General features: G+C 46.2%; 11 protein-coding genes. 3 read left to right on the top strand and 8 right to left on the bottom strand.

Features of this window, described 5'->3' with window-relative positions:
• Positions 1-171 precede the first annotated feature (171 nt).
• On the top strand, positions 172-1,758 hold the full coding sequence (norR, locus tag AACQ42_RS11600; protein WP_094165255.1) for a nitric oxide reductase transcriptional regulator NorR: 1,587 nt from the start codon (positions 172-174) through the stop codon (positions 1,756-1,758).
• A 93-nt stretch (positions 1,759-1,851) separates the two neighbouring features.
• On the opposite strand, the gene AACQ42_RS11605 is transcribed toward norR, so the two are convergent.
• The 4 genes from AACQ42_RS11605 to AACQ42_RS11620 all read right to left on the bottom strand — a co-directional run bounded on the left by AACQ42_RS11605 (position 1,852) and on the right by AACQ42_RS11620 (position 7,986).
• The gene (locus tag AACQ42_RS11605) at positions 1,852-2,730 is read right to left on the bottom strand and encodes a mechanosensitive ion channel family protein (RefSeq protein WP_094165257.1); all 879 of its coding nucleotides are present in this window, start codon (positions 2,728-2,730) and stop codon (positions 1,852-1,854) included.
• A gap of 211 nt (positions 2,731-2,941) precedes the next feature.
• Entirely contained in the window at positions 2,942-4,174 is a 1,233-nt protein-coding gene (gene pepT, locus AACQ42_RS11610) for a peptidase T (RefSeq protein ID WP_094151512.1), read from the bottom strand.
• Between the two features lie 198 nt (positions 4,175-4,372).
• Entirely contained in the window at positions 4,373-5,581 is a 1,209-nt protein-coding gene (locus AACQ42_RS11615) for a NupC/NupG family nucleoside CNT transporter (protein WP_013868046.1), read from the bottom strand.
• A gap of 587 nt (positions 5,582-6,168) precedes the next feature.
• Positions 6,169-7,986 carry a hybrid-cluster NAD(P)-dependent oxidoreductase gene (locus tag AACQ42_RS11620; protein WP_094165259.1) on the bottom strand — a complete coding sequence of 606 codons (1,818 nt, stop codon included), beginning with the start codon at positions 7,984-7,986 and terminating at the stop codon, positions 6,169-6,171.
• Positions 7,987-8,194: 208 nt separating this feature from the next.
• Here AACQ42_RS11620 and pyrC point away from each other — a divergent pair, with 208 nt between their 5' ends.
• Positions 8,195-9,223: a dihydroorotase gene (gene pyrC, locus AACQ42_RS11625; protein ID WP_094164247.1), complete on the top strand. Its 1,029-nt coding sequence runs from the start codon at positions 8,195-8,197 to the stop codon at positions 9,221-9,223.
• Positions 9,224-9,296: 73 nt separating this feature from the next.
• Here the strand turns inward: pyrC and rlmC are convergent, their stop codons facing one another.
• From rlmC to AACQ42_RS11640, 3 genes are all read right to left on the bottom strand, one after another.
• Entirely contained in the window at positions 9,297-10,445 is a 1,149-nt protein-coding gene (rlmC, locus tag AACQ42_RS11630; RefSeq protein ID WP_176429642.1) for a 23S rRNA (uracil(747)-C(5))-methyltransferase RlmC, read from the bottom strand.
• Positions 10,446-10,533: 88 nt separating this feature from the next.
• Complete coding sequence (locus AACQ42_RS11635; protein ID WP_094165263.1) at positions 10,534-11,445, bottom strand: DUF808 domain-containing protein; 912 nt, start codon at positions 11,443-11,445, stop codon at positions 10,534-10,536.
• A 134-nt stretch (positions 11,446-11,579) separates the two neighbouring features.
• Entirely contained in the window at positions 11,580-12,908 is a 1,329-nt protein-coding gene (locus tag AACQ42_RS11640; RefSeq protein ID WP_094165265.1) for an HD-GYP domain-containing protein, read from the bottom strand.
• Between the two features lie 281 nt (positions 12,909-13,189).
• On the opposite strand from AACQ42_RS11640, the gene AACQ42_RS11645 reads away from it, so the two are divergent.
• Entirely contained in the window at positions 13,190-14,101 is a 912-nt protein-coding gene (locus AACQ42_RS11645) for a M14 family metallopeptidase (RefSeq protein WP_176429643.1), read from the top strand.
• 132 nt (positions 14,102-14,233) lie between these two features.
• Here the strand turns inward: AACQ42_RS11645 and AACQ42_RS11650 are convergent, their stop codons facing one another.
• Positions 14,234-15,022, bottom strand: a complete 789-nt coding sequence (locus AACQ42_RS11650; RefSeq protein ID WP_094165269.1) for an AraC family transcriptional regulator — start codon at positions 15,020-15,022, stop codon at positions 14,234-14,236.
• Positions 15,023-15,101 lie beyond the last annotated feature (79 nt).

Below are 15,101 nucleotides of genomic sequence, written 5' to 3' on the forward strand. Positions count from 1 at the left end.
GAATTAGATTCGCTCTGATACTGAAGCTTGTATAGCACAAAGCATACCAACATTAATCCATTGATTTTTAAATAAAAAATAATAAATCATTAAATAATCAGGTCAAAATAACACTTCAAAAAATGTCATTATGACACTACAATATCCAAAAACATCACCTGAGTGCTTACCATGCAAGATTTTTCCATCTCTACCTTGATTGAAATGACCATAGGACTCGCAAGTGGTTTGAACGATCAAGATAGGTTCAATCGCCTGCTTGATGCGATTCGTAAAACCATTCAATGCGACTGTGTGATGCTGCTTTCACGCCAAGGTGATTTGTTAATCCCCCTTGCGATGCAAGGCTTGACTCGCGATACCTTAGGCCGACGCTTTTTAATTGATGAACATCCCCGCTTTCGTGAGATTTGCCACGCTGATGGGCCGGTTATTTTCGATGCGAATTCACCACTACCCGATCCTTTCGATGGTTTATTAATGGATCATGATGGCGACCTTCCCATGCACTCTTGTATGGGCCTACCCCTTTTATTTGGTGATAAACTGCTCGGTATATTGACGCTTGATAGCCTTAATCCCAACATGTTTGAGCATATTCCCAAACGCAGCCTAGAAGCGTTGTCGGCAATCGCGGCCTCTACCTTGAAAATGGCACTGACCTTTTCTCAACTTGAAGCACAAGCCAAACAATCACAGCAACGCTTAGAAGAGCTGAATGAAGAAGCATGGGACAGAGAAGGTGGAGAGATCATCGGTTCAAGTGCATCGATGCTAGCCATGAAAGCCGATTTGGAAGTGGTCGCCCCTTCTAATTTCAACATTTTAATCCATGGTGAAACGGGTGTCGGTAAAGAGCTGGTCGCACGAACACTGCACCAACTATCAGCGCGTAAACGCCAGCCCCTTATTTATGTCAACTGCGCCGCAATTCCAGAAAACTTGGTCGAAAGTGAACTATTTGGCCACGTCAAAGGAGCTTTTACTGGAGCAGAACGGCATCGCTTAGGCAAGTTTGCATTAGCCGACGGTGGAACCTTATTTCTCGATGAAATCGGTGAACTGCCACTGGCTGCCCAAAGCAAGATTTTACGTGCATTGCAGAACAATGAAATTCAGCCCGTAGGACAAGATCATGTCCAAACTATTGATGTACGAATATTGGCAGCGACAAATCGAGATTTAAAGCAAGAGGTGGAAGCGGGAAGATTCCGAGCCGATCTTTACCATCGACTCAGCGTATACCCTGTTCATATCCCTCCGCTAAGAGAGCGAAATGGTGACGTTACCTTGTTGGCAGGTTATTTTTTAGAGCAAGCGCGTCGCAAGCTCGGTATCACACAGCTCAAAATCGATCCCAACGCACTGGCTGGGTTACTCAACTACTCATGGCCCGGTAATGTTCGCGAATTAGAACACGTGATCAACCGCGCAGCGCTGAAAGCACGAGCCAGACAAGGCTTACAAGCGTTGATCACAGTCAACAGCTACGACATAGGTGAGTTAGACTTCAGCCTACCTCTGGTTAACACGCCAAGTACGTTGAGCGACACAGAAGCCACAGCGAAGGTGTGGCAACGTGGGCTGCGAGAAGCAACGGATGAATATCAGCGTAAATTGATCAGTGAAGCATTGACCCAATCCGATTTCAATTGGGCAAAAGCGGGAAGATTATTGCAAGTGGATCGCGCGAATCTCACTAGGCTTTCAAAACGCTTAGGGATTTCGGTGAAAAAAACACACGCAATTGAGCGTTAATCTCACTGTCATCACTAATATATCTTTTCTAACCCAAACAGTAATTACAGGTAAGACGCTCACCATACTGTGTGAGCGCTCATTATTCGGCGGTTAGCTACCCATTTCACTCGGCAACACTTCTGTTGCAACTAAAGCGCGTGGAAATGCGTTTTCATACGCTTGCATAAAGTCTTGGCGGATCAGTTGCTCTAAATGGTTGGCCCGCTCTGTTGGGCAAAAAATCATGAAATGCACGATCTGTTCTCCTGCGGCTGCGCTGCTGATCTGAATGTGCGGTTCAGCACTGGGCAAATCTACACCCGCATGTTTTTCAATCATGCTGTTATAGCGCCTTGCAACATCAATAAAGTGGGCAAAGTGGCTCTCAATCTTTTCATGCATAATCGGTAATAAAGGATACAAATTTACAAATTCAGGCACTACTATCGAAAAGTTATGAAACACATAACGCTTCATAAAATTAAGGTTTTTTACCGGAAACGAGAAGAACATACTGTTTGGCAAGGTCGCGGTTTTTCCGGTGTAGTGATATTGACCATGATTCAAATCGATTTCTTGGATCACGGTTGCCATCAAGTTGTGTTCGATCACTTCACCGCTCAGTTTTCCGACTTCAATCCAATCCCCGATACGAAATGAGCGAGAGCTCGCTCGCTGAATTGAACCCGTAAAACACAAGATGATCTCTTTTGATGCGACTACAATGGCGACCGCTATCGCCGTCACTGACAGTGCAAATTCGTTGATCTCCGATTGCCACAATACGAAGAGGATGACCAAAGTAAACGCAAAGGTGCCATTCTTGGTGCGTGACATCCATTTACGCTGCTTTTCGGTAATCAGTGCGACATCGCCACGAATTTGAGAAAGCACAACTCGCCGCGTCAAAATAATCAACGTCATGATTAAAATACTAAACACCAATTTATGAGTGATAAGAAAGTCCCACACCGCGACCACTTTCTCCATATCAATCCCCTTCTTTTATTTTTATACATAATGATCAGCAACACATCTAAGCCAACTAGAGAGCAGCAGATTGAGATCGTGTTAGAAATTTTAGAAAGGTATTGTAACTGAGTGAATAGTTAACGTCGGCATAAGGCGCAATTATTATGCGCCCTGTCATAGCTTTGGAAGAGAAACTCCCTTTGAGATTGGCGAAAGGAAAAATTTGTTATCAGTGTTGATTCGCCAACGCTGTCTTTTCAGCCAGTTTTACAATCACGTTTACCGCTTGTTCCATCCCTTCAATGGTAATGAACTCATGAATACCATGAAAATTATAACCGCCAGTGAAAATATTAGGGCATGGCAGGCCCATGAATGAGAGCCTCGCACCATCCGTACCACCTCGAATAGGTTTGATCAGCGGTTCAACATCACAAGCAATCATGGCTTGTTTAGCCAGTTCAATGACTTGTGGATGAGGCTCGACCATCTCTTTCATATTGAAATAGCTGTCCGTCACGACCAACTCAACTCGTCCTTTCTCAAGACGGGCATTTAACTGGTCCACTTGCTGCTGCATAAACACTTTACGAGCTTCCAAGCCTTCTCGTTCAAAGTCTCTAATAATGTAACCCAAGGTTGAGCGAGCCACACTCATCTCTGCGGATTTTAAATGGTAAAAGCCTTGATAGCCCTGCGTGGTCTCTGGGGTTTGATCGGCTGGCATCATAAGCTGAAATTGTGCGGCGATGTTGATGGCATTCACCATTTTATCTTTCGCGGTCCCCGGGTGAACATTCACGCCATAGCAAATGACATCGGCGCTCGCCGCATTGAAGTTTTCATACTCCAATTCGCCCACCGGGCCACCATCAATGGTATAAGCCCACTGTGCGCCAAACTTCTCCACATCAAATAAATCCGCGCCACGGCCGATCTCTTCATCGGGAGTGAAACCGATACAAATATCACCATGTGCGATGCTTGGGTCGGCAATTAACCTCTCAATGGCCGTCATAATTTCAGCGATGCCTGCCTTATTATCGGCACCAAGCAGTGTGGTGCCGTCAGTCGTGATCAGATTGTAACCATGCAGTTGATGCAAATCCGGGTATTGAATAGGTGACAGCACCTCATCCCCTTTACCTAAAGCAATGTCTCCACCTTGATAATTCTCCACAATTTGCGGCTTAACGTGTTTACCTGACGCGTCTGGCGCGGTATCCATATGTGCAATAAAACCAATCGCAGGAACAGGGTAATCAACATTCGATTGCAACTTCGCCATAACATAGCCGTGTTCATCAACCGTAGCATCGGTTAAGCCTAATGCGATTAATTCTTCATGCAGTGTATGGGCAAACGTCATTTGCCCTACTGAACTCGGGCAACGGCGGCTGGCAGGGTGAGATTGAGTATCAAAAGAGACATAACGCAAAAAGCGTTCAACAAGATTTTCCATAGCAAGCACTCAATAAGTTAGCATGTCAACGTATCGCCTATGTTGGGATACGCAGTTAATTGCAAGCTATACTACGCGCTCATCAGAAACGGAATTTGCTATAAATCAGCTTTTCAGCAATTACTGAGGTGTCAATCATTCAAAAAAGGGATCAAAAATGCCCACCGCAGTGAGCATTGAGAGAAGCAAACAGGGCGTTTAAAGCAGAATGAAAATGCCCGCTAGACATGCACTCATTAAGTTAGCTAGCGTACCTGCAATCACCGCTTTAATACCTAAATTCGCGACTTCTGCACGGCGTTCAGGAGCGATAACCCCGATAGAGCCTAATTGGATCGCGATAGAACCAATATTGGCAAAGCCGCACAGAGCAAAAGTGATGATAACTTGGGTGTGTTCCGACAACAGCGCTTTGTGGTCAACAAAATCAATGAAAGCCACAAATTCGTTCATCACCACTTTTTGCCCAATGTAAGAGCCCGCCATCAAGACTTCATGGCTTGGTACACCAATCAACCAAGCCAGTGGTGAAAATAGATAACCGAACAGCAGTTGCAAGGTTATACCGTTCAAACCCAATAACTCACCGAAACTTTCAAGCCCAGTGTTAACCATCGCAATCACACTCACAAATGCAACCAGCATTGTACCGACGGCCACCGCCACTTTCATGCCATTCATCGCCCCGCTCGCCAGTGCGTCAATCACATTACTTTCTTGCGCTTTATCCATCTCAATATTGGTTTGATCAAGTGGAACATCGCGCTCTGGTACGATGATTTTTGCCATCATTAAACTGCCGGGTGCGGCCATAAAACTGGCTGCAATAAGGTATTTAAGCTCAACACCTAGACCGGCATAGCCACCCAACACGCTACCTGCGACAGAGGCCATGCCTCCGGCCATGACGGCAAACAGTTCTGAACGTGTCATGCGCGACAAAAAGGGACGCACAAGCAGTGGTGATTCGCCTTGTGAAAGGAAAATGTTACCCGTAGCAACCAGAGATTCTGCTTTGCTCGTACCTAAAAATTTTTGAATACCACCACCGATAAACTCGATGACTTTTTGCATGATACCAAGGTAATAAAGGGCAGAGATAAGAGCGCTGAAGAAAATGATGATAGGCAGAACACGAACAGCAAAAATAAATCCGGAATCGGCTAAATCACCGAATAGAAAGCGGATTCCTGCATCGGCGAAACCCAGCAAACTCGACACACCGCCGCTGATGCTGGCTAGTGCGCTTTGTCCCCATGGGAAGTAGAGCACCAGCGCGGCAAAACCAACTTGCAGCAATAAAGCACGTGATACGGTTTTCCAATTGATGAAAGATCGATTTTCAGAGAGCAGGTAGGCACAAGCGATCAGCGCTAAAATGCCGACGAGGCCAAAAAGAATATTCATTGTATTTACCTAGTTTGAAATTTGGAAATAAGGGTAGAACCAAAAAACTTGGCAAAGGAGGAATCATTGTCCTTTTGTACAACAAAAGCGTGACAAAAAGAGGGGTATGCGAACATATTGTTCATCTAAGATCACCTTATACAAGCAGAGGAACTTAGCTGGTCCAGTCCTTGGGGTCATTCACATTTCCGTGTGACGGCTTGTATGGGTTGAGCACCGGCTCATAACCGGGCGGAAAGTATAGCGAACAAAATGAGAGTTTCATCACATATTTTTACGCAAACGTTCAAGCGCTCATTTATTCGACAGTTATTCTAAAAAAACATCAAACACAGGCAAGATTGGATGGAAAACAAACAAAAAAAATATGGAATTTTCATCACAAATTTAAACTAATTTAGCTATATAAAAACGAATAATTGGTATTTCTGCATTTTGCCAACTAGCTTTAAGAGAGTCACTTTCAAGAGACTGAAACGGTTTCGAATAAAAATCACTAGCAACGTCACGCCTCTTGCGGTCAACACTGACCCAAGAGGCATTTTTATTGGACAAAGTCACTGTAGTGCAACAGCGTGAGGCGAAAACTAGTTTACAACCTCAATATCGGTTTCAGGAATACAACAACACGCTAAAGCGAAACCAAGATGACGTTCATGCTCAGGCAGTGCTGGCACGTCAGGTTGATGCACTTTGCCCGACTGCACAGTCACCTTGCACGCGCCACAGAACCCTGCTCGGCAACTGTTGGCAATCGCAATGCCAGCGGCTTCGGCTTGATCTAATAAGGTCGTTTGGTTATTACCCTCAAATACATGGCCATTGACGCTCAGTTGTAACGTTTTCAGCTCAGCTGCGACGGTGTGCGCCACACCAAATGCTTCTTGGTGGTAAGATTCTTCCGCAAGCCCTTTTTTCAACAATAAGCTTTTTGCTTTCTGCATAAAACCATCAGGTCCACACACGAACACTTGGCGAGCAGTCACATGTTGGATTTGCTTAAGGTGAGATAAAGAGAGCCGGCCTTTCAGGCCAAACCAATCTACTGGAGCTTGAGTCAGCGAAATGAAGACTTTCAACCCCGGATGTCGCTGCTTAAGCGCTTCAAGTTCAACACGGCAAGGAATATCCTCAACGCTGCGGCATTGATGATAAAAAACCACATCTTGAATTTGTTGATTATCGGCAAGATAGCGCAACATCGATAACATAGGCGTCACGCCACTTCCAGCCGACAACAGTAACAACGGTTGTTGGTGCTGAGTCGACAGATGAAACGAGCCATCCGGTGATTGCGTGGTCAATGTACTTCCTACCTGCAAGTGATCAAGCAACCAGTTAGAAACTCTACCGCCATCAATACGTTTGACTGAAATCGCTAACCGACCCGGGCGCGATGGGCTAGATGACAAAGTGTAGCGGCGCGCCACGTTCTCGCCATCGATCACAACTTCGATTGGTAGGTGCTGCCCAGGTTGATAATTTGGCATTTCACCCTTTTTCGGCTCTAGCCAGAACGTGACAAAATCACGCGCAATCGCTTCACGCTCAACACAGGTCATCACATGGTGACTCATGCCCAAATCTCGATAAAACTCTTTCTCTTTGTACTCAAGCACCTCAACGCTGTCGCCAACTCGAATCATTCCCTCATTTTTTGCGACTAAATTTTGCCCAAAAAACACCCCACCTCTTTCGTTAGCGCGAAATTGTGACAAGGTTCTTAGCGGCTCTTTGGTTGGACGAAAAGCCCCTTTATTCACATCAACAGTAGTGAGAATACAGCGTTCGCAAGGTTTTACCGCTTCAAATTCTACCTCACCAATTCGGATCCGCTTCCAGCTGTCTTCAGCGAAAGGCTCATCGGTTCGTACCACTAGATTGGTACGAAATTGATCCATACTGTGTACTTCAGGGCTGCGGCGATTGAGTTCATCAAGTGAAGCTTGGCTGATGACCAGCACTGGATAGCCATCAGCAAAACTGACATTGTGACCCACTTTTTCACGCATTCGGTTTGATTGCTCTCCGGTAAACAGCAACTCAACACGCTGGCCTAACACTTGGCTAAACCAATCATCCGCTTCATCGGTTGTGGTGTAAGCGGTAAAGTTATCGTCCCACACTTGCGCTGGAGAAGGTTGCATTTTGAAATCTGCATAACGCAGTTTTAACGGAGATTGGTTCGCTGCCGTAAAGATCAAACCATCTGCAACCAGTATTGAATTCACCTTAACCATATTTGGATACTTACGTGCAGTGACCATTGAACCATCAGCTAACGCGATCATAAAGCGCCGATCAAAAGCCAGCCCCTGTTTTTCAACCCAAGCGGTGGACTGCGCGATACCACCTATCGATTTGACTGGGTAAACGTTAATTTGTGAAAGTTGAGCTGACGACATGGCCTATCCTTATGCTTTTTTGAAGGTATTTTTATAACGCGATGATAATGGAAATCGCCAAAGCTGGCTAACCCTATGGAAAATAAAAGGATGAAATTCACCCCTGTTTCCTCTATCATCCTGTCGCTTAAACGTAAGCGATTGCGCGCACATTAAAAGCGAAGCCCGTTTAAGCTCCAATCAATTTATTTTCCGGTGGGAGCAACCAATGAAAACATTAACAATTACTCGTCCAGACGACTGGCATGTTCACTTACGTGATGGTGATGTGTTGGCCGATACAGTACGAGACATCAGTCGCTACAACGGCCGCGCACTGATCATGCCCAATACGGTCCCGCCGATCACCACCACAGAATTAGCATTAGCGTACCAACAGCGCATCATGGCGCAAAAACCACGTGATTCTTTCAAGCCACTCATGGCGCTTTATCTCACCGATAACACGACACCTGATGAGATCCGCAAAGCCAAAGCTTCTGGCGCTGTCGTGGCAGCCAAACTTTATCCGGCTGGGGCGACCACCAATTCAGATTCTGGCGTAACCTGCGCTCAAAATATTTACCCTGTATTGGAAGCGATGCAAGACGTTGGCATGCTGCTGCTGATTCATGGCGAAGTAACCGCTCACGATGTGGATATTTTTGACCGAGAAAAAGCCTTCCTCGATACAGTGCTTGCTCCTATTGTTAATGATTTCCCAAATCTGAAAATAGTGTTAGAACACATCACCACCGCCGATGCTGCCGAGTTTGTAAAAAATGCGAACCAGAATGTAGCGGCAACGATCACGGCGCATCATCTACTTTATAACCGCAATCACATGCTTGCTGGTGGTATTCGCCCTCATTTTTACTGTTTGCCAATCCTTAAGCGCAACACCCACCAGCTTGCGCTGATTCAGGCAGCGACATCGGGCAATAAGAAATTTTTCTTGGGTACTGATTCTGCGCCTCATGCCAAAGGCAAAAAAGAAGCCGCTTGCGGCTGCGCTGGATCGTACACAGCGCACGCAGCCTTAGAGTTATACGCAGAGGTGTTTGAGCAAGTTGGTAAAATTGGCAACCTTGAAGCGTTTGCCAGTCACAATGGCCCTGATTTTTACGGCCTACCCCGTAATAACGACACCGTTACTTTGGTCAAAGAAGAGTGGCCAGTTGCTGAAAGTATGCCATTTGGCTCAGATATTGTGGTGCCGATCCGCGCCGGTGAAACGGTCGCGTGGGCAGTAAAATAGCTCATTAATACATCAAAAAGGGAAGCCGCGGCTTCCCTCTCTTTATCATTATCATTTTTGCACCACACAGCGCTTATCTCAGCTTAGGCTGACGCTCTAACAGCACCATCACTTCGCTATGATCGGTATGTGGAAACATATCAAACCATTGCAGTTTTTTGGGTAAGTAGCCCACCATACCTTGCATATCAGTGATCAGCGTTTGCGGGTTACAGCTTGAGTAAATGATGTGTTTGGGTGATAAAGCCACCAATCGCTCAACTAATTCAGCTCCTAAACCACGACGCGGAGGGTTGACTAGCACTAGCTCAGGCGCGGTTGATTGAGCTTGTGAGAATTGGGCAGAATCCAGCGCAGCAAAGTCTAAATTGGTAATGCCCATCGTCTTGGCAGAGCGTTTAGCACTGGCGATCGCTTCTGGTTCAATTTCAATTCCTGTGACTGCCGTAGTTGGACTGGCACAATGTAGGGCAAAACCGCCCACGCCACAAAACAGATCCCACATGTGACTTGGGTTTATCTCTCTCACCCAATCACGCGCCGCCGCGTACAACTGCTTCGCTACATGCGGGTTGGTTTGGAAAAAACTTTTCGGGCGGATAACCATAGGCACCTGATTAAACTGCTCAATCAAATACTCACGCTCGGTTAAAAAAATCTCTTCTTCACCTTCTAGGCGCGCCATGTGGATGGGTTGAAGGTTAACTGAGACGACGCGAATGGTTGGAAACTGCGCCTGAAGCCGCGCGAGGTTTTGCTCAACTCGGCCTAAAGCTTCGCGGCTTCTCAGTACGAAACGCAGCATAAACTCACCTGAATATTCGCTGCGTGTGAGCAATATGTATTTGAGTTCGCCTTTCTTCTTGGCTTTATTATAGGGAGGAATACCCGAGCTACGGATCCAATCTTGTAGATAAGTTAATAGCGCTTGTGTCTCTTGTGGGTAGAGAGCACATTGCACTAACGACACGGGCGTTGATTGCCCATCAACCATGGATTCAACACCCAAGATCGGTGCATGAGCCGCACCAAGAGTCACCATTTTCGCTTTGTTACGAAAACCCGTCTCTTCACTTATGACAGGTTCTAGCCACTGCTGTGGCATCTGCGTTGAAAACAGCGCTTTTAGTGCCAAATCTTTGCGCTTCACCTGCTCTGAATAAGAAACCGCGCAATGAGTACAAGAACGGCACAGCTGTTGATCAAAAAACGCACACTGCATAATGGGAACTGCCAAAAACGAAAAGCGCTAGTCTATTCGTCTGCGGGCAAATCACCATTCAATATGATTATCATCACCATAAAAAAAATTAATGGGACGGTTTCAATTTACTCACCATCCCCCACACTGCAACCACAGCCAGCCCGGCGAGTAAACCAACGAAACCATTAAGCAAGGTTGGCATCACTACTGTTAATAAAGAGAGTTCAGCAACGGCTGCAATCACAGGCTCAAGCACGTGGTGAATAAAAGGGACGTTGTGCACCACAATGCCACCGCCCACTAAAAACATCGCGGCGGTACCCACTACAGTTAATGCTTTCATGAGCTTAGGCGCGAAACTGATCAACCCTTTACCAAAGCGAGCACGCAGCCCTGCGCCATCTGAAGTGCGCTCTAGGTAGAAACCTAAATCGTCCAATTTCACAATGCCTGCCACCAAACCATAAACGCCGATGGTCATGACCACTGCAATTAAACTCACCACCAAAATTTGTGTCACCATGCTATGGCCTTGCACTGTCCCCAACGCAATCACGATAATCTCGGCCGATAAAATAAAATCGGTCCGAATCGCCCCAGCGACTTTACGTTTTTCATAGTCATCAATCGATACGTCAGTGAGCATGCGCTCATCCGCGTCAGCGGTGCTGTGATGGTTGGTATGAAACACTTTTTCTAAGATTTTTTCTGCCCCTTCAAAGCAGAGAAAAAGTCCACCGACTAACAAGAGCGGCATTATCAGCCAAGGGGCTAATGAGCTCATCAGCAAGGCGGCGGGGACCAAAATTAATTTGTTGCGAAATGAGCCTTTAGCCACTGCCCATACCACTGGGATCTCTCGTTCAGCGGCAACACCAGACACTTGCTGGGCATTGAGCGCCAAATCATCACCCAATACACCTGCCGTTTTTTTCGCGGCCATTTTTGACATCAACGCCACATCATCGAGCACGGTTGCAATATCATCAAGAAGGGTAAGTAAGCTCGCGCCTGCCATGCAAATTCTCTCTTATTCATTTTCATTATTCAAAGCGTGACAAAATGTAACACCAAGCGCTGATGAAGGGAAACACAGCGATAAGAATCCCACCAACAGTGCTGACGCTTCAAGTAGCAAAGCAGTAAAGAACACTAGCTCAGTGACTGAGTATATTCGGCTGGCAATTGAGCCAGAGCGCTCTGTAACGCGGCGAAGCAGTCAGGATCAATGGCAGTATGTAGATTCTCTTGCATGATCAAAAGTGCTTTATCAATTGGCATCGCGGAGCGATAAGGGCGTTCCGCGCTGAGAGCATCAAAAATATCGGCTGTCGTGATGATTCGAGTCATCACGCTGATCTCATCACCGTTTACACCACGCGGATAGCCAGTACCATCGAGTTTCTCATGATGTGCCCCTGCCATACGTGCCAACGTCTTAAAGGGCGATAATTTCTGCAAGATTTGTTCAGTAAACGTGGCATGTGCCTGAACGGCTTTCCACTCCATATCATCTAACTTACCGGGTTTATCTAAAATGGCATTACTGACCCCTAATTTACCAATGTCGTGCAGTAATGCCGCGCGTCTCAACCAAGATCGATCAGTTTCCGAAATGGCTAATTGTCGTGCGATTAAATCAGTATACACAGCCACTCGTTCACTGTGCCCTGCGGTATAGGGGCTTTTTGCATCAACAATCTTGCCAAATGCCGTGACGATACAGTCTAAATACGCTTCATCCAAAGGCTGATGCGCTTGTGCCGGTGGTAAATGCATCACTCGTTGGATGATATCAGGGGCTTTGAGGCTAGCCACAAAGTGCGGGTTATCCACCAACTGCTCAATAATCTCAACCAATTGTGGGTCAAACCATACACCACTACGCTCTGTAACCTCGCGTATTGCTTCGTCCAAATCATGTTCCATTTGAAAAACGTCAAACACTTGAGCTAATAACGCAATCCGCGAGAAAAGGGGGATGGCTTCACCTTTTAGTTGTTGAGGGCGCCCTTGACCATTCCAATGTTCATCCAGTGAGTGGATCCCCTGCGCGACGACTTCGCTAAATCGCAACTCTCGCGCCACATCAGCCCCACGAGTACAACGAGTTTGAATAAGCTCTTGTGCATAATCATTACCATTTTTCAAAATGTCGATGGTAGTTAAAATACGTTCTGCCCAACTCTGCTCTGAACCGGTATTTTTGACGATAAAGTTAATCACACTCGATAGACTGGTTCCGACGGTTTTATAACGCCGTTTGAAAGCGAGATCATCGGTGGCATACAACTCGCAAATTCTCGCGGCGTTGCTACTGCAGCCGGCATCTTTCAATAGCAAGGTAAAAAACAGATCATGCAGCTCAGCCTGATCGAGCTCTAATTGCATGCCAATATGCATACCAACCCAGCAGCAACGAATGCAGTGCTCCGGTGGTTGCCCTTCCGTCATGTCTAAGGCGGTCGTTAGCGAAATCATTAGTTCAGAAAGGGGGAAACTATTCTCCAATCGTGTTCTCACTCAATTGCATTGGTCTGGTTGCAGTTTAGATGTGACCGTTCGGTTTAGCCAATGATTTACCTCAGTTATCAGGCCAGAGTTGGACTATTTCCTTGCTCTAACAAACCTGCATTGCCCCAAAAACAGGTTGAGGTAATGAACCCTGTTAACGGGCTGTGGTAAATCCAGCTTGGTATTTTTGATTGCTCTTGACACTAACACCTCTTACTCTGTGGGCAACTAGTCAGAAAGGAACCCTCATGTACTCTGTTTATACTTATCCTATCGGTACGCCAGGTACACCTTGGCAAGCAGCAGAACGCGAAGCGTGGCTCGCACAAACGACGATTAAACGAGAATATCAGCAAGAAGTCGTGTCGAAAATTAACGCTTTGGCAACGGATTTTGAGATAGAGCAATACGGTGCACTATCAATAGACAAAGATCGCTACCCATTATTTGCCTTAAAAAGTCGCTCATGGAACCCTGACAAACCAACGGTGTTGATCACAGGTGGCGTACACGGTTACGAAACCAGCGGAGTGCACGGCGCGTTGCAGTTTTTAGCGACTCAAGCACAGCAGTATCAATCTCATTTCAACATTGCCGTTGCCCCGTGCGTAAGCCCTTGGGGCTATGAAACGATCAATCGTTGGAACACATCAGCGCTTGACCCTAATCGCTCATTTTACGCCAATAGCCCAGCCGAAGAGTCTGCAAGCTTAATGCGCTGGGTCGCAAGCTTAGGTGACGTGCTGGTGCATATTGATTTGCATGAAACTACAGACAGTGATGAAAGCGAATTTCGCCCTGCACTCGCAGCGCGCGATGGGATTAGATATGAAGCCGATACGATTCCCGATGGGTTTTATACTGTCGGCGATACGGAAAATCCGCAGCCAGAATTCCAAGCAGCCATTATTGAATCGGTACGCAAAGTCACGCACATTGCACCAGCCGATAGTAAAGGCGAGATCATCGGCTCTCCCATCACTCAAGAAGGGGTGATCAACTACCCCATGAAAGCGTTAGGGTTATGCGGTGGCATCACAAATTGCTACTTCGGCACCACCACCGAAGTGTACCCAGATAGCCCAAAAGTCACAGCGCAAGAGTGTAATGACGCACAAGTGGCTGCCATTGTTGGCGCTTTGGACTACGTGTGCCGCTAAAACGATAAAACACCAAACACCCTATGTCATGGATTCATGAGTAATAGACGTTGTAAAAAATTACCAAATTAAGTCTAAGGCACTTCTTTATAGTTTGATCAGGATGAAGTGCCTACATACGCTTAAGCAATATTATAACAAGCGATTTTTATACTGTTCCGGCGTTTGGCCGGAGTATTTTTTAAACATAGTAATAAAAGGACTGGCTTGGTTGTAGCCAAGAGTTAATGCTACCTCTTTCACTGAATGCCCTGTGCGCAGTAAATCCATGGAATAGAGATAGCGTACTCTTAATCGCCATTCGGTAAAACTCATCCCGAGTTCCGTTTGGCAATGACGCGCTAATGTTCGCTCTGTGGTATGTACTTTTTCAGCCCACAAAGCCAATGTCGTATCATCGGTCGGGTTTTCTTCTACCGCCGCTAAAATCGGGGCTAAATATTTGTGATTAGTGGAAGGCAAAAAATGATGCTGTGTTTCTTGCGTTGCCAATTGATCGAGCAATACTTGAACTAAACGTTTATCTTGCGCGTTTTGAGCCACACTGATTTCACGCGATCGAAAATCCTCAATGATGGCAGAAACGATGGGCGTCACTTTTATCAAACTGGTGTGCTTGGGAAAACCATGGGTGAGAGCCCGAGCAATATTGAGCGAACAATATTCAATTGGCTTACGATTATAGCTGCAGTGTTTCACCCCCGCAGGAACCCAAATCGCTAGATGAGGCGGTGCGAGAAATCGCGTTTCTTGCGCTTCCATTTCCAAAATCCCGCCGGAAATTAGCTGCACTTGTCCCCATGGATGGCTATGAGTTCGCGTTTCTGTGTTTGACAAAAACGCATCGAAATTCATAAAGACATCCGATGGCGCACTGTCAATCGATAGTGAAGGGTGAAGATTTCTGGGCGCTTTTTTCAAACTTGTCTTCCTATCGCTCGCAATGTCGTTTTGGAGATATATATAATTATAGAGACCTGCCACACTATACTTCACAGCA

This window comes from Vibrio sp. V12_P9A6T4 (assembly GCF_963874835.1).
GTDB lineage: Bacteria > Pseudomonadota > Gammaproteobacteria > Enterobacterales > Vibrionaceae > Vibrio > Vibrio anguillarum.